Genomic DNA, 25,397 nt, shown 5'->3' with positions numbered 1-25,397 from the left:
CCGCACTGCCCTTGATCACACCCCGGATCCGGTCACCGTCCCGCACCGCGGCCCGGAGCGGCTTCACCACCACCGTCACCACACCCTCACCCGGCACGAACCCGTCCGCCCCCGCATCGAACGGCCGCAGGGCGTTGGACGGGGAGAACGAGCGCAGGCGCGAGCCCAGTTGGAAGTACTGGGGTGACATGGCCAGGTGCACGCCGGCCACGACGGCCTGCTCGCACTCGCCGTCGCGGATGCTGCGCACCGCCGTGTGCAGGGCGACCAGCGACGACGAACACAACGTGTCGATCGTCATGCTCGGCCCGTGCAGATCGAGGAAGTAGCTGACCCGGTTCGCCAGGATCGCGTTGTGGTTGCCCAGGCCCGCCGCCGTCTGCACGACGTCCCCGACGACCGTGTCGCGGTAATGCTGATAGCTGGCGCCCACGAACACGCCGGTGGAGCGTTGAGGTTTCCCCGCCAGACCGGCGTCCTCCAGGGCCCGCCAGGCGGACTGCACGAGGTGGCGCTGCTGGGGATCGATCCATGCCGCCTCCGCCGGTGACAACCGGAAGAACCCGGGGTCGAAGTCGGCCAGCCCTTGGACGAAGCCCGCGCGCCTGAGGTAGACGGTGCCGGGTTCGCCGTCCGTTCCGTAGTACGCGTCGATGTCCCAGCGGGACTCCGGCACCTCGGTCAGGCAGTCCTCGCCCTCCACGAGGACTCGCCACAGCTCCTCGACGCTCTCGGCGTTCGGGAACACTCCGTCGAAGCCGACGACGGCGATGTCGTGCAGGTCCGCGTCGGTGGATGCCGGGTACCCCGGCTGCGCGTCCGTGGGAACCAGGTCCCGGCTCGGTTCAACGACCGGGGCCGGGGCGGGGGCCGAAGTCGCGAGGGGGACGGGCGCCGGGGCGGGCTCCGCGTGTTCCTCGGGGAGGGGCGTCTGCGGTGGCTCGCCCACGTGCGGGGGGCTTGCGTCGGCGGGTGCCGAGGTGACTCCGTACTCGTCCCTCAGTTCGGCGACCAGCCGGTCGACCGTGCCGACCTCCAGGACGAGCGTCACGGGGATGTCCACGCCCAGCTTGACCCGGATGTCCTGGGCCAGCGACACCGCGAGCATCGAGTCGAGCCCCTGCTCCTGGAGCGGACGGTCCGTTTCCAGTGTGTCGACGTCCAGCTCCAGGGCGGCCGCCACCCAGCGGGCCAGCGTCGCGTCGAGACCGCCGGCGGTCGGGCGGCCGGGGGCCGGCGCGGGACGGTGGCCGTTGGACGCCGCGGTGGAGGCCGGGGCCGGGTTCCGCGCCGGGACCGGTGCGGGACGGTGGCCGCCCCGCGCGTCGCCGCCCGCGCCTCCCGGCGATGGTGCCGGGGCCAGCCGCTTCCAGGTGATCCCGCGGGCCTCCAGTACGGGTTCGTCGCCGTCGAGGACCACCAGGCTCGCGGTCAGCAGCCCGGAGTCCGGTCCGCTGTCCCGGTCGCGCCGGGCGTAGACCCGGGCGGTGTCGGGAAGTCGGCCGAGGACGGTGAGCCGCTCGACGGTGAACGGAACGTACAGTCCCTGCGCACCACACGCGGCGAGCGCGATCTGGAAGGCCCCGTCCAGGAGCCGGGCGTCCACGGCGCCGGTGGTCCGCCCGACGCCGCGCAGCACACCGGTGGCCTGCCCGGGGGCCACGGAGAGCGCGGTCACGGTCCGGAAGCCGGCCCCGTAGCCGAGCCCGGCGCGTTCGAAGGCCTCGTACATCGTGGCGAGCGCGACGGGGGTGAAGCCGTCCGCGCCGGACGGAGCGGTGAGGGAGGGTTGTTCGGGCGCGGTCACCACGGTGTTGGCCACCAGCGCTCCGGTGCCGTCGCGAAAGGCGATCGCGTCGTCGTCCCGCTCGGCGGTGAGGGTCGCGGGGGTCTCGACGGCCGCCCGGAAGGTGAGGTCCCGCAGCGCGAACCGGTCGCGGCCGAGCAGTTCGGCGATCTTGCCGGGGTATCCGGCGCCGGGCAGTGTCGGCTTGCCGAGGACCACGTGCTCGGCGGCCTCCGGATGCTCCGTCCACGTGTTCCTCGTCCGGCCGGGCGCGGCCTCGCGCACGGTGGCGTTCGGCGCGGGGGCGTTCGACACCGGGGCGTTCGACTGCTCGGCGGGCTCCAGCCACAGGTACTTCTCGGCGTGCGGCCGGGTCGGGAAGCGCACGCCCGCCAGGCGTCGCGGTCCGGCGGGCAGGTCGGCGCCGCCGACGAACGCGCGGGCCGCCGCGTCGAGCGTCCGGCGGTCGGTGCCGGCGTCGAGGGACTCGTCGTGGGTGCGCGCCGCCCGGGAGGCCACGCCCACGTGGAGGGAGCGGGTGTCGGCCACCCCGGCCAGGAACAGCCTTACCTTGTCCTCCAGTTGCTCCACGCTGTCCGCCACGCAGGCCAGCCGGTGGGCTCCCGCCGGGCGCTGCCGGCTCGCCTCGCTCAGTGCGTCCAGGGAGGGGCAGTAGGAGGAGCGCAGCATCAGCACGAGTCGGTGGGCCAGCGTGCGCAGCGCCTCGTCCGAGCCCGCGGAGAGGACCAGCAGCCGCGGGCCGGTCTCGTCGTGTTCCGGTGCGGTGGCCGGGCCCGCCTCGACGACGACATGGGCGTTCGCGCCGCCGAAGCCGAAGCTGCTGACGCCCGCGACGCGCGGGCCGCTCCCCCACGGCCGGGGCCGGTCGGCCACGAACAGGGGTGAGGTGTCGCAGTCGAAGGACGTGTTGGGGGTGCTGAAGTTCAACGACGGCGGGATGTGGCCCGCTTGGAGCGTCAGGATCGTCTTGATCAGTCCGGCGATGCCCGCGGCCGGCTCCAGGTGGCCGATGTTGGTCTTCACCGAGCCCACGGCGACGGGTTGCCGGCCGGTCGGGCCGCCCAGGACCGCGTGCAGGGCTTCGAGTTCGATGAGGTCGCCGAGCTGGGTGCCGGTGCCGTGCGCCTCGATGTAGCCGATGTCGGCGGCGGTGCGCCCGGAGCCGGCCAGCGCCTTGCGCAGGACCGCTTCCTGAGCCGGCCTGCTGGGGGCCGTGAGGAAGCCGGCGCTGCCCCCGGTGTGGTTGACGGCGGTACCGCGGATGACGGCCAGGACGGGGTCGCCGTCGCGTTCGGCGTCGGCGAGGCGCTTGAGGATGACGGCGCCCGCGCCCTCTCCTCGTACGTAGCCGTCGGCGCCGTCGTCGAAGGCGCGGCACGTCCCTTGCGGGGACAGCATCCCGTTGCGGACGAAGGAGCGCGTCTTGGCCGGGGTGAGGACCAGGTTGGCTGCCCCGACCACGGCGGCGTCCACGTCGCCCGCCCGAAGGTGCATGGCCGCCTGGTGCAGGGCGACGAGGGAGGACGAGCAGGCCGTGTCGACGGCGAAGCTCGGCCCGGACCAGTCGAAGACGTGTGACAGCCGGTTGGCGAGCATGGAGGGGGCGGTGCCCGTCGCCACGTGCGGGTCGTCGTGCCCGATGCTCCGTGCCACCAGCTCCGGGAAGTCGCTCGCGATGGCGCCGACGAAGACGCCGGTGGCGGCGCCGAGGGAAGTGTGGTCGTGGCCGCCGCTCTCCAGTGCCTCCGCCGTCACGCTGAGCAGGATCCGCTGGAGGGGATCCATGCGGCGGGCCTCGCGGTCGGTGAGTCCGAAGCGGGCGGCGTCGAAGTACTCGACACCGTCGACCCAGCCCATCCGTACGTCGTCGGCGCCGGTCTCGGCCCACAGGTGGGCCCAGCCTCGCTTGCCGTCCGGGGCGTGCCCGACGCTGGACACCCCGTCGACGAGGTTCTGCCAGAACTCGTCCGGAGTGGCGGCTCCGGGGAACCTGCACGCCATGCCGATGACGGCCAGGGCGCCGTCGTCGGCGGCCGGCCGGGTGGGCTCCGCGGGCGCCGGCACCGCGGACACGACGGGGGTGGGCCGCGCGGGTACGGTCGCCTCCCGCTCGCTCGTGAGGGGTTCCGTCGCGAGGGGCTCGGGACGCGCCGCCTCCGGGGCGGTCGTGACGGGTCCTTCGGTCTCCGGGCGGCCTTGCAGCGGTACCACTCCCTCCGCGCCCAACAGCCGGGCCAGTTTCACCGGGGTGCCGGAGGCGAAGATCGACGGGGCGGTGATGTCGGCGCCCAGCTCACGGCCGAGGCCGACGGCGGCGGACGTGACGTTGACCGAGTCGCCGCCCAGGTCGAAGAAGTTGGCGTGCACGTCGAAGGCGGGAAGGTCCAGGGTGGCCGCGAACACTCCCGCGATCGACTCGGCGAGCGCTTCCGCGGTCATCGGGGCCGTCGCCGGCTCCGAGGGGTCCACGGACGCCACGGGCTCCACGGTCTCCACGGACTCGCCGGTCGCCACGGACTCCACGGGCGCTGTCTCAGCGGAGACGGACCCGGTGGCGGAGGGGATGATGGTGTCGCGCGTCGGCAGCGGCAGCCGGGCGCGGGCCACCTTGCCGTTGTCGGTCAGCGGCATGGCGTCGAGGTCGACGTAGGCGTCGGGCACCATGTAGCCGGGCAGGGAGGCGCCGACGAACGCGTCGAGTCGGGACTTGGTCGGCGTGTCCTCGCCCACCAGGTAGGCGGTCAGCCTCGGTTCGCCCCGTCCCTCGAACCGTGCCGCGACGACCACGGCGGCGGTGATGCCGTCGAACTTCTCCAACACCCGCTCGATCTCGGCGGGTTCGATGCGGTTGCCGCGCACCTTCACCTGGGCGTCGGTGCGGCCGAGCCACTCGATCGCGCCGTCGGTGTGCAGGCGGACCTCGTCGCCGGTCCGGTAGAGCCGTACGCCGGTCACGGGGTGGACGGTGAACACGTCGTTCGTGAGGTCCGGCCGGCCGGCGTACCCCCGGGCCAGGCCGGTGCCCGACAGGTACAGCTCGCCCGTGGATCCGGCGGCGCACGGCTCCAACCGCCCGTCGAGGACGTGTAGTTCCGTGTGGGGCAGGGGCTCGCCGAGCGGAACGAAGGAGCCCACCGAGGTGACCCGGTGGCACGCGGTCCAGATCGTCGCCTCGGTCGGGCCATACAGGTTCCACAGGGTGCGGGCCGCCGCGTGGAGCCGCTCGGCGGTGGCCGGCGGCAGCGACTCGCCCCCGGACAGGACGGTCAGCCGTTCGTCGGGGGTCCAGCCGGTGCCCAGCAGCAGGCGCCACAGGCTGGGCGTCGCCTGGGCCACGGTCACCTCGGCGGTGAGCTCGGCCAGACGGTACGGGTCTCCCGCGATCTCCCGCGAGGCCAGGACCACGGTCGCACCCGCCGTGAGCGGGAGGAAGAGCTCCAGCAGGGAGATGTCGAAGGCCACGGTGGTGTGCGCGAGCACGGTGTCGTCGGACGACACTCCGAGGCGTTCGCCGATCCCGGTGAGGAAGTTGGCCAGCGCCCCGTGCTCGACCTCCACGCCCTTGGGGTTTCCCGTCGAGCCGCTGGTGAAGAGGAGGTAGGCGAGGTCGGAGGCGGTGACCTTCGGCGGCACGGCCTGCGCCGAACCGTCCGCGTCGGGTAGGCGCCGCGCCGGGCCCAGGGACGCGCCCAGGGCGTGGGTGCGGTCGTCGGTGACGATGAGGTCGCACCGCGAGACCCCCACGTACCGCCGGAGCCGGTCCACGGGGTATCCGGGGTCCAGGGGCAGGAAGGCCGCACCGGCGCGCAGGATTCCGAGCAGGGCCGGGAGCAGCGCGATGTCCCGCTCCATGAGGACGGCGACCACCGAGCCCGACTCGATGCCCTCGTCGTGCAGGCGGGCGGCGACGGCGTCGGCCCAGGCGTCCAGTCCGGCGTAGTCCAGCGTGCGGGCGCCACTGCGGACGGCGGTGGCGCCGGGCCGGTCGGCGGCGACGGCGGCGAACAGGTCCAGGAGCGTTCCGGACGCGGCGGGGGCGTCTGAGGTGTCCGGCAGGGCCGCGGCCGGTGGTGCGTGGTGCTCCTCGATCCGTGCGTCCGGGCTTCCCTCCGCGCGGGGTGCGGGGTGCGGCTCGTCGCCGTGGAGCAGGGCGGTCAGGACCAGGTCCTCGACCTGCTCGGTGAAGTCCAGGGCCGCGTCCGCGTCCATCGCGGTCTCGCGGACGAAGATCGTGGGCGGCCCGTCCTTCAGGCACAGCAGGGCCATCTCGGTGTGCGGTTCGGAGGACGCCTCCTCCCCCGCGTCGCGGTCCAACACCATGACGCGGGTGAAGTCCGGCTCGTCGGAGCCGAGCGGCCGTCCGGCCAGGCCGAGCCGGAGTTCGAGGTCGCCGGCGTAGCCCTGGTGGGCCGCGGCCTCGTCCAGCTTGCCCTGGAGGGAGCGGGTGGTGTCGCCGTCGAAGCGCACGGGGAAGCGTGCGGCGGCGATGCCGTGGGTCCGCTCGGCGAGGACCCGCGCGGACGACGGCGACCAGGCGAAGTCGAAGACCTGCTCGCCGGTGCGCTCGGCGACGACGGTGAGGAAGGCGCGGACGACCGCGATCGCCTCCTCCCGCGAGGCGGGGGTGAACGCCAGCTCGTGGCGGCTGTAGTGGGCCGCCGCGGCGGAGAAGTCGTCGGCGGGCAGCGGGGCGGGGCGCAGCCGCTCCAGCCGTGCGCGCCACCACGGCTCGTGGGGCCGCAGCACCTTCTGGGCGGCGGCGATGTCCGCCAGCCGCTGCTCCGAGGCCGCCGGCAGTGGCGCCCCCGGGGTGATCCCGAGCCGCTGCGCGGCCGCCTGGCCGCTCAGCGCGCTCCCGTCGACGGCGGTCCAGTCGCTCAGCACGAGGTCGGCGTCCGGGGCCGCCAGGGTGATGGCGGACGTGGTCACCGACTGCACGGTGGTCCCGGTACGGGTGTCCTCGCGCGGGATCAGCCTGATCTGCCGGGTGAACACCGCACCCTGCTCGGTGACGAGGGTCGCCACCCCGAGCGGGTTCGGGAAGGAGCCGTAGTCCAGGGCCTTGGAGAGCCGTTCGGCCTCGGCGGCGGACGTGCCGGCGTGGATGATGCCGCCGGACGCCATGCGGTCGGACCGCCGGTAGAACCGCCGCTCGCGGTCGCCCGTGTCGAGCGGCTCGGGCAGGGTGCGCGCCACCACGTGCGGGACGAGGTCGGCGAAGAGCTCGATGCCCACCTCGGCCGTCTCGTACGTCAGGGACAGGGCGGTGGAATGGTCGCGGATCGGGAACCAGCGCTCCAGCAGCACGCCGCCGGCGTCCACGGCCTCCGTCATCCGGTGCCAGGTGGCCGCGTGTCGGGACGCGCCCTCGTACAGCGCCCAGGCCGGGACGTGGCTGCCGGAGTAGCGGGGCAGCGGCCCGTCGTGGAAGTTGATCGCGGCAATCTTCGGCAGGTCGAGGACCGGGGCGGGCAGGATCCGGAAGTTGACCATGCTGAAGAGGTAGTCGAACGGCCGCGCGGAGAGCGTCCGCGCCAGGTCCGCGTGGGGGTCGAGTACGGGGATCCCCTGCGTGTCGGCCCAGGCCGTCACGGCGGGGTCGTCGCTGAGGACGCCCTCGATCCGCACGCCGGAGTCGAGGAGTTGTGCGGCGCACCGGGTGAGGACCCGGGTACCGCCGATGAGGTAGCAGTTGGCTGTCGTGCTCACTCTGCGGCCTTCCCGGACTCGGCGGTGTCCTCGTCGCGGACGGCGGTGGGCTCCCCCTGGGCGGCGGGGTCCTCGCCGTGCGCGAGGGTGGCCGGGGCGGCGGCGCATTCACGGGCGACCCAGGAGTCGATCTGGGAGACGACCTCCTCGTCGAGCGAGAGCTGGCCGGGCGTCCACAGCGGGTTGGACAGGCCGCGGTGCGTGCGCTCGCACATCTCCCAGTCCTCGTAGTTCGCCTTGTCCCACAGGGCGAACACGGCCTCGTGGGAGAAGTCGCTCTTGGCGGTCTCGGAGGGGTGGAAGAGCCAGAAGTGCCGGACGAAGCAGGTGCCAGGGCTCTCGGGCCAGACCCACTGCATCATCACGTAGTCGGCCGTGAACCCGAACAGGAGGTTGGGCAGGATGGTGATCCAGTTGATCTTCATCCGGTCCCCTTCGGGAACCTGCCGCATGGGCGTCCGGCCGCTGCGCCCCGTCATGGAGACGGAGTTGTAGCCGCTGCGGATCGACTGCCACGCCCCGACGATGTCGCCCTTGAGGTCGTAGGTGCCCGCGTCGTCGAAGTCGGTGATGCGGTGCAGGTCCTTGTGCGCGGTCGGGAAGTGCAGGCTCTCGTTGACGTTGTGCGCCACGAGCTTCCAGTTCGAGGCGACCGGGTAGTCCTTCGCCTCGACGCACTCCAGGTCGGCGAGCTCGTAGACCTTCGCGAACTCGCCGAACTCGCCGAGCGAGGCGTCGAGGTCGGGCGCGTCGTCGGAGAGGGCGATGAAGACGACCCCGAACCGGACTTCGGTGCGCACCGGCAGCAGACCGTTCTTCTCCTTCTCGAAGAAGTGGTCCAGGTAGGTGCCGTTGAGGCTCTTCAGCTTGCCGTTCCGGTCGTACACCCAGCAGTGGTAGAGGCACACCAGGCTCTGCCGCTTGCCCGTGGCTTCCTCGACGAGCTTGTACCCGCGGTGCCGGCAGTAGTTGTGGTAGGCCTGGATCCCATTGTCCCCGTGGAGGAGGAGGACGGAGCCGGTGCCGATGTTCAGGGTGCTGTAGGCACCCTTCTCCTTGAGGCGGGAGACGTGGTCCACGGGGAGCCAGCGCCGGCCGTAGATGCGGGACATCTCCTGCCGGTACTGCTCCTCACCGGTGTAGAACTCGTGAGACCTGCCGATGCCGCCTGTCTCGAAGTAGGGCCTTTCCTCGTCCTGGTCACTGATGAGATCGAACATGCTGGACGCACGCGTCATCTGCTGGGCTCCCTCAGAGGGTGAAGCGCATCGAATGCAGTGCCGAAACGCCTGGGGCTCGGGGCCTGTGGGGAAGGCCGCACCGAGCCTCGCCGGGGGCGGGACGGCAGGGTGACTGAACACTGATCGGGAAGAAGCGGCCGGGCCGACAGGGCGCGGCGGTCACGATCGACGGGGCGCGCGGAGGCCCGGTCGGTGAGTGGTCGGGCGACTGCCCTGGGGGTCGGACGGCTACGGGGCGGGCGGCTCGGCGGGTGCTCGGACCGCCGCCGGGGCTGTCCGCGGGCGGGCCCGCCGTCCTCCGTGGGGATCAGCACGGCTGCCCGGGTGGGGTGGCGCGAAGCGCCGGCGCGAGCGCCGGTAACGGCACGCTCGACGCACGGCACTTGACGTTCGTGTCCCGTGGGACTCGATGAGGCGGGGAAAGTCAGCCGGCCGGGTCGTAGATCCGTTCCTCCTGCGGGGTCCCGGCGGCGTCGTAGAGCTGCTCAAGGGCGTCGGGCGCGTAGACCTCGTAGTCCGGGACGACTCCGCCGATCAGGCCGAGCATCTTGTTGGTCCACTCCTGGGTCTGGCCCATCGCGGCCATCGTCGCCCGGAAGAAGGGCGGGAGTTCGGTGAGTTCGCCGAGCGTCGTCGTGAAGTCGTAGACGCCGGCGCTCTCCTCGTCGCGCACCTTGTTGTACTCGGCGAGCGCCTCGTCCATCTGCCGCTCGCCCGTCAGGCCCTGGTGGACGCGCTCCGCGAGGAGTTCGCCGTGCAGGAAGCCGTCGGTGATGCCCCATCCCGTGTAGGGGTCCTTGTGGTAGCCGGCGTCTCCGACCAGGGCCCAGCCGGGACCGTACGCGCGGCGGTAGTAGTTGTCCGGGTAGCGCATCGGCCTGAAGTCCTCTTCGCGCCGTCCCTGGTCGTGCAGTTGCGCCCCCATCTCCGGGGACACGTCGTCGAACACGCCCTGGAAGCCGGCCTCGACGTCCTGGCGGAACTCCTTGAGCTGGCGTCGCGTACAGATGACGGCCAGCATGTTCACGCCGTCGTTCGTCGGCCAGGTGCCGAACCACTTCTCGTTGAACCCGGTCTTGTGGTGCAGACCCCAGTCGTCGAGCCCGCTGTAGTACGAGTAGTAGATGAAGCCTGCCGCGGGGCGCACGTTGTACAGCTCCGCACCCACCTTCTTGGCGACCGTCGAGTGGAAGCCGTCGGCTCCGATGACCACGGTGGCGCGGAACTCCCGCTCCGGACCGTCCCCTTCGCGTCCGCGGATTCCGGTCACACGGCCGTCGGTGAAGACCAGGTCGGATACGGTGAACCCTTCGATGACCTCGGCGCCGGCCCTGCGGGCGGCGTTGACGAGGATCTCGTCCAACACGGTGCGGCGCGGACAGTAGACGGCGTCGACCCCGCCCACGGGATCGGCGAAACCGTTGAGATCGATGCCCCGATAGGAGTAATGCATTTTTCGGAGCGCCGGCGTCTTGGCCGCGATGATCTCGTCGAGCAGACCCCAGTCCTGAAGCTTCAGCAGGCCGGCCTGGTGAATGTAGTGGGTCGACACCGTGTCGCTGGGGAATGAGGCCCGATCCACCACGAGCACCCGGTGCCCCTGTCGAGCCAGCAGCATCGCAACGGGCGATCCTGCACAGCGGCCACCTACAACAATAACGTCGTACATACAACCCTCCGGTCAAATGGTTTGACGTAACTGATGCACCGTTGATCGGCGGCGCAAGCACGATCCGGAGGTTATGGAGACCGGTATATCCAGGTCAAGCCTCGGTAATGTCCCACCGTTGGGCGACCGTTCGGTTTTCGCCAACAGAATCACTCACTCCGCTCGATTTCTGTAGGCAATGCACCTCTTTGACCGATTTGAAGGGGCGAGGATGTGCCATGCATCACAATCCTCATCAGGGCAGAAATCAGCCAGTCCGGTCAAGGTTCGGTCATCACCCATAGCGGAATGCTCTCTTCCTAAACTAATGCACTTGACACGATCCGCAGTTCGGATGATCCGGGAGACCTGACGGACCCTCCGTGGTATTGCGCAATCCCGGAAGCCGTCGGCGTTCTCCGTAACCCATAAAGCCGGCGGCGGCAAGGTGCCGAAGGTCCGCGAATCGGCAATTGCGGCAGGGTCGGCAGCCCCACCCGTCGGAGGCGTCGGGAATCGTCGGATCGTGCGCGCAGTGGCGTCCGCACACACAGAAAGGAGCCCGATCGTGAGGGGCGGCCACATATGCCTCCGCTCCGCGGTCTTCTACGGTGTGACGACACGGACGCGACACGGACACGACACGGAACCTCGCCGCGGGCCGACAGGAGGAACCGACCACCCCACACACGGCACCGGGCCGGGCCGCGCACGCCGACCGGCCGCGACCCGGAGGCGGGGCGGCCTGACAGGGGATGAACGATCGGAGGCCACGCACCTGCCGGTGCGGAGCCCCGGTGACGCGCGGGGCACCGGCAAACGCCCTGTGGGGAGTTCTCGGTCACCTGTCTCGAAGTCCGGCTCATTTGGCCTTGTGACAAGATCGCTTGATGCTACGACTCACCGATTTCATCATCGATTGCCCGGACACGATGAAGCTCGCAGCCTTCTACTCCGAGGTGACGGGGCTCCCGGTCAAGGAGGGCAGTGACGAGAACTGGGCCGGCATCCGGTTCGGTGAGATCGAACTGGCCTTCATCCAGGTGGAGGACTACCGCGCCCCGCAGTGGCCCGACAGCGAGCACCCCAAGCAGTTCCACCTCGACTTCGAAGTCGACGACATCGAGGACGAACAGCGCCGCGTCCTGGCCCTCGGCGCGACCCTGCAGCGGGACTGCATCGGCCCCGACGACTACGGCTTCCGCGTCTACACCGACCCCATCGGCCACCCCTTCTGCCTCTGCCGCAACAAGGGTGTCACCTGGACCGAACAGGGACCCCTCTGGCCCCGGCACAACTAGTACCGCATCAGGCAACGTTCACCCCGTCGATGTGCCGCCCGGCTGCCGTGCCGGGCGGCACTTGGCCGTCAGAACACACCGGCGGAACCGGCCGACCGGCCGCGCGCACCGCTCAGTACGGGCGTGCGCGCTGCGCGAAAGCCGGGGACAGCCGGTTCCGCGAGGCGCTCGGGAAGGCGACGGTGTTCGGGTCCCCGTCGGATACGTACCGGTTCTTCCCCGCGGCGAGCTTGTCCAGCCAGCGCGAGGAGCCGAAGTCGGCGTCCTCACCCTCCGGCCCCGCCGAACGGATCCGCGGGATCGCGCCGGGCGTGAACATGTTCGCGAACGGTGAGACCGAGGGGTTGGCCCCCACGAGGTACACCCCGTCGTAACGGTAGCCCGTTCCCCGCGCGGCGATTCCGGCCGGCTCGGGCATGGCACCGAAGGGCAGGGCGAGTGAGGTGACCCGTGTCCCGGGCGCCGCCTTCTCGATCGCGAGCTGTCCGGCCGAGATCGCCCGCGTGGCACCCGCCTGGTCCAGGGAGCGCAGGTTCTCGTGGCGGTCGGTGTGGTTGGCGACCTCGTGCCCGTGCTCCTTCAGCCAGGTCAGGGCCTTGGCGGTACCGGTCGCCGAGAAGCCGTCCGCGTTGACGAAGAACGTCGCCACCGGCTTGAAGCGGGGGTACTTCCCGGCCGTCTCCGTCAGGATGGCGACGGCCGTGTCCGGTGCCGGGGTGCCGCCGGGCCCGAGCCGTACCTGGCTGTTGGTCGAGTCGTCGAAGGTGAGGACGACCGGGTGCGTGCCGGCGGGGATGTCGATGCGGCCCGTCTGGAAGTCCCGGGCCGTCACGGGCACGTAGTCCTCCCGCGCGAGGCGCTCCATCTCGGCGCGGAAATCGGCCGGGGTGCGGTCGTAGACGCCGGCCGGTTTCTCGGTGAGCTGGTGGTACATCAGCACGGGCACCTGGCCGAGTTCGTCGGCGCCGACCTCCGCCGGCGCCTTCGCGGCGACGGGGCCGACCGCCGCGGACGAGGTGGCCCCGCGGCTTTCGCCGGTGGCCGGTGAGGGCCCTGCGGAGCAGCCGGAGGCGAGCAGGGCGGCGCCCACCAGGGCGCCCAGCGGAACGAGCGGGTGGCGCATGAGAGGCCCCTCCGTGGCGGACGTGTCGCGCCATCCCTACCTCCGGCGGGAGCGCGTCTACCGCACGGCCCCCTGCATGGCGTAGCCGCCACGCCGGGCACGAACGCGGCATTCGTGTGAATTACGGGCGGAACGCGGCGACCGGGACACCGTGTGGCAATGAATGAAGTCAGCATCCGGCCCACGGCACGAAGGACGGCACGATGTCCCCCCAGCACATATCGCGCTCGGCCACCCCCCTCCGCCTCCGCCGCCCGACCCATCGGGTCGCCCTGTTGGCGACGACCGGGGCCCTCGGACTGGCCGGAGCGGCCGTCGGGGCCTGGACCATCCTCGCTCCGGGCCCGGGCCTCCACGGTCTGGGCGACGGCGCCGTCCTCGACGGCCGCAAAGCGGCGCAGGTCAGCGCCTACCTGGCCACCGAGGAGGCCGGCGGCAGGGACGGGCTGCGCGCCACCCTGGACGGCACGGCGGTCCCCGTCACCGCCGAGGGCGCTCGCCTGAAACTCGTCCTCCCGCGCCTCTCCGAGGGCCGACACACCTTGGTGGTGGCGGGCGACAGCAGCTTCCCCTTCGCCTCGTACCGCAAGGTCGTGGGCTTCCGGGTGGACTCCACCGCTCCCGAGCTGGCGGTGGCCGACCCCGACGTCAAGGACGTCGCCGCCCCCGTGACCCTCACCGGCCGTGCGTCCACCGACTCCGAGGTGACCGTCAACGGCAGGAAGGTCCCCGTCGACAAGGCCGGGGCCTTCAAGATCACGGTTGCCAAGGGCACCCCCCTCGCGACGGTCACCGCGGTGGACCGCGCCGGGAACACCACCACCAAGGACGTGTCCGTCCGGGGCCGTCGCCCCATGGTCCGTGCCGCGCACATCACCGCCATCGGATGGGGCGACGACACCCTGCGCGGCAACATCCTCGCCCTCGTTCGCAGCGGCAAACTCAACGCGGTCGAGTTGGACGTCAAGGACGAGGACGGCGAGGTCGGGTACGCCTCCCAGGTGCCGCTGGCCCGCCGGATCGGCGCCGCCAAGGGCTACTACGACGCCCGCAAGGCGATCGCCGAGATCCACGCCGCCGGCGCCCAGGTCATCGGCCGCATCGTGGCCTTCCGCGACCCTCTGCTCGGCGCGGCCGCCTGGAAGTCCGGCCACGGCGAACAGCTCGTCCTGACCCCGACCGGACAGCCCTACGACGGCGGCCACTACGGGGCCCTGTCCTTCACCAACTTCGCCGACCCGACGGTCCGCGCGTACAACCGGGACCTCGCCGTCGAAGCGGCTCGGCTCGGCTTCGACGACATCCTCTACGACTACGTGCGCCGCCCGGACGGCCCCCTGTCCCACATGCGCTTCCCGGGCATCGGCAGCGCCACGCCCGAGCAGTCCATCACCTCGTTCGTCGCCGAAACCCGCACCGCGCTGCGTCCGCACGCCGCCTACCTCGGCGTCTCGGTCTTCGGCATCGCAGCCACCCGGCCCACCGAGATCGCGCAGGACATCGGCGCCCTGGTCAAGGTCACCGACTACATCGCGCCCATGGTCTACCCGTCCCACTGGGGGCCGGGCGAATACGGGGTCGCGCAGCCCGACACCGCTCCGTACGCGATCGTGCAGCGTTCCCTCGCCGACTTCGCCCGCCAGGCGAAGGGCACCCGGACCGAGATCGTCCCGTGGCTCCAGGACTTCTCCATGGGCAGCACCTACGGGCCGGCCGAGGTGGCCGAACAGATCAAGGCCGCGGCGGCCAACAAGATGAACTCCTTCATCCTGTGGAACGCCGGTGCCCGCTACCAGGGCGCGGCGCTCCAGCGGATCGCCGCGCGCTGACGGGGCAGCCCCCGCACGGGCCGACGCCGAGGCGGAACCGGTGGTGTGCGCACCGGCCGCCTCGTCGCGGCCCCCGCGGGGAACTGCGTCAGGCCCGGAGCCTCGCCACCGTCAGCGCGTCCTTGACCTCTCGCACCACGCGGGCCGCGTCCTCGGGGTTGTTCACCACGTCGGTGTGGTTCATGTCGACGACGAGGACCTCGCTGGCCGAGTAGTGCTTGTGCACCCAGTCGTCGTAGCCGGACCACAGTGTCCGGTAGTACGCGACGAGGCCCTCGTCCTGCTCGAAGTCACGGCCCCGCAGCCCGATGCGGTGCAGCACCGTCTCGAAGTCCGCCTTGAGGTAGACCATGAGATCGGGTGCCTTGCGGTAGGGCAGGCCGTCGATCTCGCGCATCATCTCGTCGAGCAGCCCCTCGTACACCCGCATCTCGAGGGAGCTGATCCGGCCGAGGTCGTGATTCACCTTGGCGAAGTACCAGTCCTCGTAGATGGACCGGTCGAGGACGTTGTCGCCCTGCTTGTACGCCTCCTTGATCGAGGCGAACCGGGTCTGCAGGAAGTAGAGCTGGAGGAGGAAGGGGTAGCGCTTGGCCTGGATCTCCTCGGGGCTCGCCGTGTAGAAGAGCGGAAGGATCGGATTGTCTTCCACGCTCTCGTAGAAGACGTCGCTGCCCAGCTCCTTGGCGAGCAGCTCGGCCACGCTCGTCTTGCCGATACCGATCATGCCTCCGACGCAGATCACCGGCATACCTCACTTCTCCCTGGGGGTCTTCTGTTCACGGGCGGGGGGTTGTGCACCCCACACCACTGAAGCGCGTGTCGGCGGTCGCTCGATTCCCCAAGACCTTCTCGACCAGCATCCTGTGGTTCCCGTCCGTACCAGGGCCCCCACGCACGCCGCGCACCACGACCGACCGGACCCGACCGTTCCGAGGTGCCGCGGACCGCGACGAGCCACCGCCGCGCGGCCGCCTTGAAGCATAAATGACAACCCGACCCATTCCGGCCAGTGCGCCGGCGGCCACCTCGCCCCGCGCTCGCCGGAGCGCGCCCCGGACGCCGTCCCGGGCCGGTGCGCGTCCTCCACGTACGGCGCCGGCGGCCGGGCAGCTCCGTTACGGGCCCTCGGCGGATGCGAACAGCAGTACCGAAACACCGCGGGCGCCGGGCTGTCGACAGCCCGGAGAACTCCCGTCAGCACAGGTCACACGGCACGTCCTCGTCTCCGGGGAACCGCCGGACCTTCACCGTTCGAGGGTCAACCTTCAAAGCCTGAGCACAAGTTGCATACATTCCCCTCTTCAGGCGGCCCGCCATGCTCTAGATTGACCGTGCTTCGCATCCTTGGACACGAAGCACCACACAGTGATCTACAGCTCTGACGTCATGGACCGCCGGCATTCACGTACCCGGCGTCCGACGTGAGTGATCGATTCGTGGAGCCCGAGGGGGGAGCCTTGGGCCGGGGGCAATCGTCAACGGGTTCCCGCACGCCTCGGGGCCCTGACAGGACATGCGTATCCACTGTCGGCCGGGTGGGCTTCTGCCACCCGTGCCGCAGGGGCCAGGCATGCCATGCGGGGGGCCGAGTCCCCCCGGGGAAAGCACAGCGCGGCGCGGGGGGCGGGGGCCTCCCGATGGGGACGAACGGCGCGGCACGGGAGGTGGGGCCTCCCGGGGGGACGAACAGCGCGGGGGGCGCGGGCCTCCCGGGGGGAGGAACCGTGTGGAACGAACACGTGGAGTCCACGGGCGACCTGGGGGGAACCGTGCAGCAGGGCGATGGGGAGTTGGTCGGCCCGTTATTATCGGCGCCCGGGCGCGCGGCGAACGGAGTGATCAGCCGGCCCGCGATCGACTGGGCGCAGCGGTACCGCCATACGGTGATCATCAGCGACACCGTGGCCACCGCCTTCGTGGTGGTGGCGATAGGCGGCTTCTTCGGGGTCAGGGACGCCGCCAACTGGCACGAGAAGTGGAGAATCCTCGCCTTCGGCACCGAGCTCTTGGTGCTGGGAGCGCTTGCGGTGACCCGGTCCTGGGCGCCGGCCGTACTCGGGCAGGGCGCCGAGGAGTTCCGCCGACTGGGACGCTCACTGTTCACGGCGGCCGTCGTACTGGCCCTCGGCGGGATCGCCCTCACCTCGCACAACATCAAGCTCTGGATCTTCGTCGCGATACCGGCGATCGCGCTCGTCACCATGACCGAGCGGTACCTGCTGCGCCTGTGGCTGCACAAACAGCGCAAGGAAGGGCGGTGCCTGCGACCGGTGCTCGCCGCCGGAAGCCCGGCCACCGTGCGCGACCTGATCGCCCGAACCCGCAAGTTTCCGCACCTCGGGTGGCGGGTGGAGGCCGTGTGCACGCCGGACGGCTTCTGGCTCGACGGTGACCACCTGGACGGAGTGCCCGTCGTCGGCCGACTGACGGACGTCGCGGGCCACGTCCACCGTGACGGCTACCGTGTCGTCGCGGTCACCCCGGACCCGCACTGGTCCCCGGACCGGCTGCAACGACTGGCCTGGAACCTCGAAGGCAGCGATGCCGAGATGGTCGTGGCCCCCGTGCTGATGGAAGTGGCCGGCCCGCGGCTGCACGTCGACGCGGTCCTCGGGATCCCGCTCCTGCGGGTCAGCATGCCGATCTTCACCGGGGCCCGCCGGGCGGTCAAAGAGGTCGTCGACCGACTGGGCGCGCTGGTGTTGCTGATGCTGTTCACACCCCTGATGGCGCTCGTCGCACTGCTCGTCCTGACGGACAGCCGCGGCGGGGTGTTCTACCGGCAGCGCAGGGTCGGCAAGGACGGTCGCGAGTTCACCATGGTCAAGTTCCGCACCATGGTCTCCGGGGCCGACAGGGCACGTGCCGCGCTGGCCGAGCTCAACGAGGGCGCCGGCCTCCTGTTCAAACTCCGCCGGGATCCACGGGTGACCCGGGTGGGATCGATGCTGCGCCGGTACTCGATCGACGAGCTCCCGCAGCTCTTCAACGTGCTCACCGGATCGATGTCGCTCGTCGGTCCGCGGCCTCCGTTGCCGGAGGAGTCCGCCGCCTACGGCCCGGACATCCGGCGGCGCCTGCTGGTCAAGCCCGGGCTCACCGGACTGTGGCAGATCAGCGGACGCAGCGACCTGCCGTGGGAGGAGGCGGTCCGGCTGGACCTGCGGTACGTGGAGGACTGGTCGCTCGCCCTCGACACGGTGATTTTGTGGAAGACGCTGCGCGCGGTGGTTCAGGGGCAGGGCGCCTACTGATGCGCGGTGAACGTTGTCCGGTCGGCTCACGTACGGCAGGCCAAAAGGGCCTGCCTGGGGGGAGGAACGGGTTATGAGGGTCAGCGTCTTAGGGCTCGGCTACGTCGGCTGCGTGTCGGCCGCGTGCCTGGCCAGCCTGGGGCACGAGGTCATCGGGGTGGACGTGAACCAGGCGAAGGTCGACCTGGTCAACGCCGGCAAGGCCCCGGTGGTCGAAGAGCGGATCAGCGAGCTCATCGCCGAGGTCGTGGGGTCCGGGGCGTTGCGCGCCACCAGCGACGTCCGCGAGGCGATCATGGGCAGTGACGTGTCGCTGGTGTGCGTGGGCACGCCGTCGGAGCCCAACGGCAGCCTGTGCACCACGTACCTGGAGCGGGTCACCGAGCAGATCGGTGCCGCGGTGGCCGAGCGGGGTGGGCGGCAGACCATCGTGTTCCGCAGCACCATGCTGCCGGGCACCTGCCTGAACCTGCTGGTACCGATCCTGGAGAAGTACATCGGCGGCACCGCCGGCGTGGACATCGGGATCGCGGTCAACCCGGAGTTCCTGCGCGAGGGCACGAGCGTGCAGGACTTCTTCGACCCGCCCAAGACCGTCATCGGCGAACTCGACCCGGCGAGCGGCGACGTGGTGGAGGCGTTGTACGACGGACTGCCCGGTGAGGTGTTCCGGGTGCCGATCCCGACGGCCGAGGCGATCAAGTACGCGGACAACGCGTTCCACGGCCTCAAGATCGGCTTCGCGAACGAGCTGGGCGCCGTGTGCCACGCCCTGGGAGTGGACACCCACCAGGTGGTGGACGTGTTCCTCGCCGACCGCAAGCTGAACATCAGCCCCGCCTACCTGCGGCCCGGATTCGCCTTCGGCGGCTCCTGCCTGCCCAAGGACCTGCGCAGCCTGCTCCACGCGGCACGAAGCGCCGACATCTCGGTGCCCATCCTCGCCCACGTGCTGCCCTCCAACTCCGAACACCTTCAGCGCGCAGTGGAGTTGGTCGCGCGCACCGGCAAGCGTCGGGTGGGCCTGTTCGGGCTGTCCTTCAAACCCGGCACCGACGACCTCCGCGAGAGCCCGCTCGTCGAGCTGGCGGAGAGACTCTTCGGCAAGGGTTACGACCTGCGGATCTACGACCCCAATGTGAACCTCTCCCGGCTGCTCGGCGCCAACCGCGAGTACATCGAGACGCGGCTGCCCCACCTCGCGCAACTGCTCGCCGAATCCATCGGTGAGGTGCTGGAGCATGCCGAGGTGTGCCTGGTCGGAACCAGGGATCCGGCCGTGTTGTCGGCGCTGCCCCATGGCGACGGCACTCTGATCGTCGATCTCGTCCGCCTCCCCGACGCCGAGGCGCGTCGGGCCGAACCGGGGTACATGGGCCTTGCTTGGTAACGCGACCGGCCGCGGCGGGGCGACCCGTCGCGCGCTGGTCCTCGTGGAGAACCTGTCGGTGCCGTTCGACCGGCGTGTGTGGCAGGAGTGCACGACGCTGCGCGACGCGGGCTGGACGGTGCACGTGATCTGTCCCCAAGGGACCAGCCGGGACACGGAGTCGGAGGTCGAGATCGACGGGGTGCGGATCCACCGCTACCCGTTGCGCGCGGCCACCGGAGGGCCGGCCGGCTACCTCCAGGAGTACGGATCGGCGTTGTGGCACACGGTCCGGCTGGCCCGCAAGGTCGGCCCGGTCGACGTGGTCCACGCCTGCAATCCGCCGGACCTGCTGTTCCTGCCGGCGCTGTGGCTGAAGCGGCGCGGGGCGCGGTTCGTCTTCGACCAGCACGACCTGGTACCCGAGTTGTACCTCTCCCGGTTCGACCGCGGCCAGGACCTGCTGTACCGCGCCGTGCTCGCGCTGGAACGGCGGACCTACCGGGCCGCCGACATCGTGCTCGCCACGAACGAGAGCTACCGGGACGTCGCCATGCGCCGTGGCGGTCGGCGGGCCGAGGACGTGTTCGTGGTGCGCAGCGCACCCGACACCGACCGGTTCCGGCCGGTGCCACCCGAGCCGGAGCTGAAGCGCGGCAAGCCCCATCTGCTGTGTTACCTCGGCGTCATGGGGCCGCAGGACGGCGTCGACTACGCCTTGCGGGCCCTCGCGAAGCTGCGCGACGAGCTCGGGCGGACCGACTGGCACGCGGTGTTCGTCGGCGCCGGCGACAGCTTCGACGCGATGGTGGAGCTGTCCCGGCGGCTCGGCCTCTCGGAGCAGGTGCAGTTCACCGGGCGCATCCCGGACGCCGACCTGGTGCGCTACCTGTCCACCGCGGACGTGTGTCTGTCCCCCGATCCGCTCAATCCACTCAACGACGTGTCGACCATGAACAAGGTCCTGGAGTACATGGTGATGGGTCGGCCGATCGTCTCGTTCGACCTCCGTGAGGCGCGGGTCTCCGCCGGGGAGGCCGCCGTCTACGCGCCGGCCAACGACGAGGCCGAGTTCGCCAGGCTCATCGCGCTGCTGTTGGACGATCCGGAGAAGCGGGCCCACATGGGCAAGATCGGCCAGGAGCGGATCAACGGGCCGCTCTCCTGGCGGAACTCGCAAGCCTCGTTGCTCGCCGCCTACGCCGCAGCCCGCCCTGACGCCGCCGAGGTGTCGACGGGCGACCCGGACCGGGCGGGAGGAGGCCGCACCGTTGAGTGATGACACGATACGCCTGGTCACGATGGGGCGGATCATCCGTCGCCGCCGGCGACTCCTCACCCTCCTCGTCGTGGTGGGTGCGCTCGTCGGCTACGGCACCTCGTTGCTGTTCCCTCCGCAGTACACGACGTCGGCATCGGTCCTGCTGCCGGGGGCGTGGCAGGAGCGCGAGCTGCTGACCCAGGCGGAGATCGCGACCAGTTCGGTGGTGCTCGACCGCGCTGCCGCCACCCTCGGCTGGACCGAGGTCAGCGGCAACGAGCTGCGCGACCGGGTGAGCGCCACCACCGCCGACGGGAACATCATCACGATCTCGGGCACCTCGGACACCCCGGAGCGCGCACAGCGGCTCTCCGACGAGGTGGCCCGGCAGTTCGTCACGTTCGCCGCACGGATCGCGGGCGCCGGCGCCGATCCCGAGGCGGCGGCGCGGCCCGAGGCGCTGCGGCAGATGGTGATGCAGACCAGCCGCCGCATCACCGAGCTCGCCGACGCGGCCGATCCGGGGAAGTCCGTGGAGAGCGTGCAGACCCGTACCGAACTCGCGAAACTGCGTACCGCGCTGCAAGAGGCCGTCAAGAAACTGGAACAGGCCGACCCGGCCGCCGACAAGGCCACCATGGTCGTCATGGGGCCGTCGGCCCGGCCCACCGGCGAGGCACCGCCGACGAGGGTGCAGCTCGTCGGCGGCGGGGCGCTGCTGTTCTTCCTGCTCGCGGTCATCGGTCATCTCGCCACCGCACGGATGAGTCGCCGGCTGCGCACCGAGGCGGAGATCGCCGCGGCGCTGGGCTCGACGCTGCTGGGTACGGTCGACGTACCCGGCGATCGGCTCGTGCACCGGTCGGAGGGCCGTGGCCCGCGGGCCGTGATCCGGCGGCTGCTCGGCCTCGAAGCCCGGTGGGACGTACCGGCCCCGCGGGCCTCCGGGGACGAGGCCGGCCGGCGCGTCCGCTACCGGCGGGTGTGCGCCCGCCTGCGGGAGCGACTGCCACTCCCCCGGCCGCTGTTGGTCATCGTTCCGGAAGGCGACGAGACCGCCCTCGGGGCGGCCGGGCAACTCGTCGTCGAGGCCGAGGGCGAACCGCCGTTGCGGGTGGTGGAGGTGTCGGTGTCCCGGCCGCTGGTGCCCGAGCGTGACGACGAGTCCGGTGCCGTGGTCGTGCTGAGCGCGGGCCACTGGACCGCGGCTGAACTCGCCGACATCGCCGGGGCGTGTGCGGATGCCCGGCAGGAGGTCGTCGGCGTCGTCCTCGCCGGCATGGTCCGGGCCCGTCCGGAGAAGTCCGCCGGCGATCCCGCGCAGGACACCACGCCGGCGTCCGCGGTGGGCGTCGACGCGTCGGGAGGTTCGGCGTGAGCACGCCCGCGCCGTCGCATCCGTCGGCCGCCGCTCCCCTGCTGGACCTCCAGGCACTGGTGGTCGCGGTGCGCAGGCGCCGCCGCCTCTGGTCCTGCATGGCGCTGTTGGGGCTGCTCGTCGGGGCGGCGGTGGCGGTCCTCATGCCCCCGCCGCGGACCGCGGTGACCACGGTGCTGGTGGCCCACCAGGCGGACCAGCCGAACGACCCCGGAACGCTGATCCGCACCGACGTCGGACTGCTGCACACCACGCGGATCGCCGGCAAGGCCCTGCAAGCCCTCGGATCCCCGGAGAAACCGGAGGACTTCATGCGGGACTACGGGGGTGTCGGCCTGTCCAACAACCTGCTCCAGATCACCGTGACGGGTGCCGGCGACGTGGAGGCGACGGCCCGGGCGAAGGCGCTGGCCGACGCGTTCGTCGCGGACCACGTGCGGCGCATCCGGGAGGCCGCGGACGCCGAGGCCAATACCCTGCTGGACCAGCGTGACCGCATGCAGGACGAACTCGCCCAGGTCAACAAGGCCATCGGGGACTCGTCGCCGCAGAGCGGGCCGAAGGCGTCGGCGAACATGGAGTCCCTCTTCACCCGCCGGGCCGAACTCGGTTCGCGGATCACCGACTTCGGCCGGCGGGCGGCGGAGGCGCGCATCGGCGCGCCCCGGCTCATCGCCGGCACGCAGATCGTGGACGACGCGCGCGCGGTGCGGCACTCCCTGCCCAGGACCGCCGTCACCAACGCGGGGGTCGGGCTCGTCCTCGGACTCGTCCTCGGGCTCGCGGTGGCCGCGGTCGGCGCCGTGGTGGCGGACCGTCCCGTGCTGCGCCGGGAGATCGCGGCGAACCTCGGCGCCTCGGTCGTCGCGGAGCTGCGTCGCACGCACCGACGGTCGGCCGGGCCGTGGCAGGGCCGACGGTCCCGGGCTGCGCGGACACGGCTCACCACGACCCTGGCCCGCACCGTGCGCGGCTCCGCGGAACCGGTGTCGCTGCTGGATCTGGGCTGTGCGCGCACCACGAGCGTGATCGCCCTGGACCTCGCCGCCGCACTGGCGGAGGAGGGACCGGTGGTGATCGTCGACGGCCTGCCGGGCCGGCGGCTCGCCCACCACCAGCCGAAGCCGGGAGACCCCACCGTGGTCGACGGCGAGAGTGCCGCGAGCCCGTCCCGGCAGGAGCGTCGGCTCGGCGTCGGCTCGGTGGCGCCCGGCGCGGCGTGGACCGACCTCCAGTACCTCGGCACGCGGACGGTGCTCGTCGTGCGGGCCGGGCACGGCAGCGCCGCATGGCTGCACACCGTGGCCCGGCAGCTCGCGGACCTGGGCATCGCGGTGATCGGCGTGGTGGTGATCGACCCCGATCCGCGTGATCGGACCGACGGCACGCTGTGGGACGGGGCGCACACCGCGCTGCGCGGCCACAACGAGCCGACGGCCCGCCGGAACGGGACGGACCGGCCTCGGCCGGAGGGGCCGTCATGGGCACGAGTCCCGGACATCGACCAGGAAGCGCGGTAGGACATGTGTGGCATCGCAGGCACGTACCGGTGGCCGGACGGGAAGGTCGTGACCGACCGGCTCACCGACACCCTCGCCCACCGCGGTCCGGACGGGGCCGGCCGGTACAGCCACCACGCCGGTGACGGGGAAGTGCACCTCGGGCATCGTCGGCTCGCCATCATCGACCTGTCCGAGACCGGCGCCCAGCCGATGGTCTCGGGCGGACTCGTCCTGACGTACAACGGCGAGCTGTACAACGCGCCCGAGCTGCGCGCCGAACTGGCGGCCATCGGGGTGCGCTTCCGGGGGACGTCCGACACCGAGGTGCTGCTGGAGGCGTGGCGGCGCTGGGGCACGGACTGCCTGCCGCGGCTGCGCGGCATGTTCGCGTTCGGGATCTTCGACGAGCGAACCGGTGACCTGGTGCTCGCCCGCGACCAGCTCGGCGTCAAGCCGTTGTTCCTGCTCCAGCGTGGTGGGGGTCTGGTGTTCGCCTCCGAACTCAAGGCGCTCGCCGCCGCCACCGGCGGGTCCCTTCAGGTGGACCATGCGGCGCTGGTGGCCTCGCTGCTGTACTACTGGGTGCCGGACTCGCGCTGCGCGTTGCGCGAGGCGGAGAAGCTGCCGCCGGGGAGCTGGCTCCGCTGCCGGCCCGACGGCCGGGTGGAGCGGGGCAGGTACTGGAACCTCCGGGACGTCGCCGCCGAGGGTCAGGAGCGGGCCCGGAGCGGCGAGCGCCCGGACGTCGCCGCCGTCGTCGAGGAGTCGACCCGCCGCCACCTGCTCTCCGACGTACCCGTGGCGACCTTCCTCTCCGGCGGTCTCGACTCCAGCTACCTGACCGCGCTGGCGGCCCGCGACCGCCCCGGGATCTCCGCCTACACGATCGGGTTCCGCGCCGAGGACGCCAAGTTCGAGGCGATGCCGGACGACCTCCGCTACGCCCGGCGGGTGGCCGAGCGGTTCGGCGTCGACCTGCACGAGATCGAGATCGCCCCGAACGTGCTCGACCTGCTGCCGCGGATGACCCATCACCTGGACGAGCCGATCGGCGACCCCGCCGCGATCAACACCTTCCTGATCTGCCAGGCCGCCCGGGAGGCCGGGGTCAAGGTGATGCTCTCGGGGATGGGCGCCGACGAGCTGTTCGCCGGCTACCGCAAGCACCTGGCCAACCTGCTCGCGCTGCGCTACCAGCGCGTCCCGCGGCCCCTGCGGCGCGCTCTGTCCGGTGCCGTGGACCGGCTGCCGGTGGCCACGGCCCGGCGGGGGTACCGGTCGGTGCGGTTCGCGAAGCGTTTCCTCTCCTTCGCCGATCTACCGGAGGAGACCGCGTTCCGGCGGAGCTACACCATGTACGACCGGGACGAGTTGCTCGCCCTGATCGATCCGGACCTCGCCGGGACGGTCGACGACGTACTGACCGAGCACGCGGACGTCTACCGGGACAACGACCTCGACGACTTCGTGAACCGCATGTGCCTGGGCGACGCCCGGATGTTCCTGCCGGGCCTGAACCTCGCTTACACGGACCGCTCCAGCATGGCCGCGTCGACCGAGGTGCGGGTGCCGTACGTGGACGTCGAGGTGGTCAAGGCGGCGTTCGCCGTGCCCGGCGATCGCAAGATCGTCGGACGGCAGGGCAAGGCCGTCCTGAAGGAGGCGGCCGGTTCGATCCTGCCCCGGGAGATCGTGTACCGGCCCAAGGGCCTGTTCAGCGCCCCGCTGCGGGCCTGGATGAGCCGGGACCTGGCACCGCTGGTACGCGAGGTGGTGCACGACGGCGTGCTCGTCAATTCCGGGTTCCTGCGCCGCGACGCGCTGGCGCGCATGGTCGCCGAGGACGCCTCCGGGCAGCGGGACTTCTCCAAGCATCTGTGGCACGTGCTGACCCTTGAGTACTGGTACCGCGGCGCGACCTCTGGCTCCGGCCAGGGCCCTGACTTGACGGCTTAGAACAACAGGAGTTCCG

General features: G+C 71.4%; 13 protein-coding genes. 8 read left to right on the top strand and 5 right to left on the bottom strand.

Annotated elements, in window-relative coordinates:
- The 3 genes from OTB19_RS29310 to OTB19_RS29300 all read right to left on the bottom strand — a co-directional run.
- Positions 1-7,516: amino acid adenylation domain-containing protein (locus OTB19_RS29310; RefSeq protein WP_267801549.1), on the bottom strand; the 7,516-nt coding region annotated here is incomplete at its 3' end.
- Complete coding sequence (locus tag OTB19_RS29305; protein WP_267801548.1) at positions 7,513-8,754, bottom strand: aromatic ring-hydroxylating oxygenase subunit alpha; 1,242 nt, start codon at positions 8,752-8,754, stop codon at positions 7,513-7,515. The genes OTB19_RS29305 and OTB19_RS29310, both read right to left, overlap by 4 nt.
- Positions 8,755-9,181: 427 nt before the next feature.
- Positions 9,182-10,426 (bottom strand): NAD(P)/FAD-dependent oxidoreductase, encoded by a 1,245-nt coding sequence (locus OTB19_RS29300; protein WP_267801547.1) that lies wholly within the window; start codon positions 10,424-10,426, stop codon positions 9,182-9,184.
- Between the two features lie 869 nt (positions 10,427-11,295).
- Between OTB19_RS29300 and OTB19_RS29295 the strand changes: the two genes are divergently transcribed.
- A complete protein-coding gene (locus OTB19_RS29295) occupies positions 11,296-11,706 on the top strand; it encodes a VOC family protein (RefSeq protein WP_267801546.1) in 411 nt (136 codons plus the stop codon).
- A 112-nt stretch (positions 11,707-11,818) separates the two neighbouring features.
- Here OTB19_RS29295 and OTB19_RS29290 read toward each other — a convergent pair whose 3' ends face one another.
- Positions 11,819-12,829: a polysaccharide deacetylase family protein gene (locus OTB19_RS29290; protein ID WP_267801545.1), complete on the bottom strand. Its 1,011-nt coding sequence runs from the start codon at positions 12,827-12,829 to the stop codon at positions 11,819-11,821.
- A gap of 203 nt (positions 12,830-13,032) precedes the next feature.
- On the opposite strand from OTB19_RS29290, the gene OTB19_RS29285 reads away from it, so the two are divergent.
- Positions 13,033-14,658 carry a putative glycoside hydrolase gene (locus OTB19_RS29285; RefSeq protein WP_267801544.1) on the top strand — a complete coding sequence of 542 codons (1,626 nt, stop codon included), beginning with the start codon at positions 13,033-13,035 and terminating at the stop codon, positions 14,656-14,658.
- Positions 14,659-14,746: 88 nt separating this feature from the next.
- Here the strand turns inward: OTB19_RS29285 and OTB19_RS29280 are convergent, their stop codons facing one another.
- Positions 14,747-15,409 (bottom strand): deoxynucleoside kinase, encoded by a 663-nt coding sequence (locus OTB19_RS29280; protein WP_267801543.1) that lies wholly within the window; start codon positions 15,407-15,409, stop codon positions 14,747-14,749.
- A 976-nt stretch (positions 15,410-16,385) separates the two neighbouring features.
- Here OTB19_RS29280 and OTB19_RS29275 point away from each other — a divergent pair.
- The 6 genes from OTB19_RS29275 to asnB all read left to right on the top strand — a co-directional run bounded on the left by OTB19_RS29275 (position 16,386) and on the right by asnB (position 25,381).
- Positions 16,386-17,915: a sugar transferase gene (locus OTB19_RS29275; protein WP_420716934.1), complete on the top strand. Its 1,530-nt coding sequence runs from the start codon at positions 16,386-16,388 to the stop codon at positions 17,913-17,915.
- A gap of 73 nt (positions 17,916-17,988) precedes the next feature.
- Positions 17,989-19,305, top strand: a complete 1,317-nt coding sequence (locus OTB19_RS29270) for a nucleotide sugar dehydrogenase (RefSeq protein ID WP_267801542.1) — start codon at positions 17,989-17,991, stop codon at positions 19,303-19,305.
- Positions 19,295-20,563 (top strand): glycosyltransferase family 4 protein, encoded by a 1,269-nt coding sequence (locus OTB19_RS29265; RefSeq protein WP_267801541.1) that lies wholly within the window; start codon positions 19,295-19,297, stop codon positions 20,561-20,563. Before OTB19_RS29270 ends, OTB19_RS29265 begins: the two co-directional genes overlap by 11 nt.
- Positions 20,556-21,923: a Wzz/FepE/Etk N-terminal domain-containing protein gene (locus OTB19_RS29260; RefSeq protein WP_267801540.1), complete on the top strand. Its 1,368-nt coding sequence runs from the start codon at positions 20,556-20,558 to the stop codon at positions 21,921-21,923. The genes OTB19_RS29265 and OTB19_RS29260 overlap by 8 nt, the downstream gene beginning before the upstream one ends.
- The gene (locus OTB19_RS29255; protein ID WP_267801539.1) at positions 21,920-23,443 is read left to right on the top strand and encodes a Wzz/FepE/Etk N-terminal domain-containing protein; all 1,524 of its coding nucleotides are present in this window, start codon (positions 21,920-21,922) and stop codon (positions 23,441-23,443) included. The genes OTB19_RS29260 and OTB19_RS29255 overlap by 4 nt, the downstream gene beginning before the upstream one ends.
- A gap of 3 nt (positions 23,444-23,446) precedes the next feature.
- Entirely contained in the window at positions 23,447-25,381 is a 1,935-nt protein-coding gene (gene asnB, locus OTB19_RS29250) for an asparagine synthase (glutamine-hydrolyzing) (protein ID WP_267801538.1), read from the top strand.
- Positions 25,382-25,397 lie beyond the last annotated feature (16 nt).

Origin of the sequence: Streptomyces sp. H27-H5 (assembly GCF_026627505.1) — a bacterium.
GTDB lineage: Bacteria > Actinomycetota > Actinomycetes > Streptomycetales > Streptomycetaceae > Streptomyces.
The sequence above is the reverse complement of the archived record's forward strand: the minus strand, read 5'-3'. Positions and strand labels throughout refer to the sequence as shown.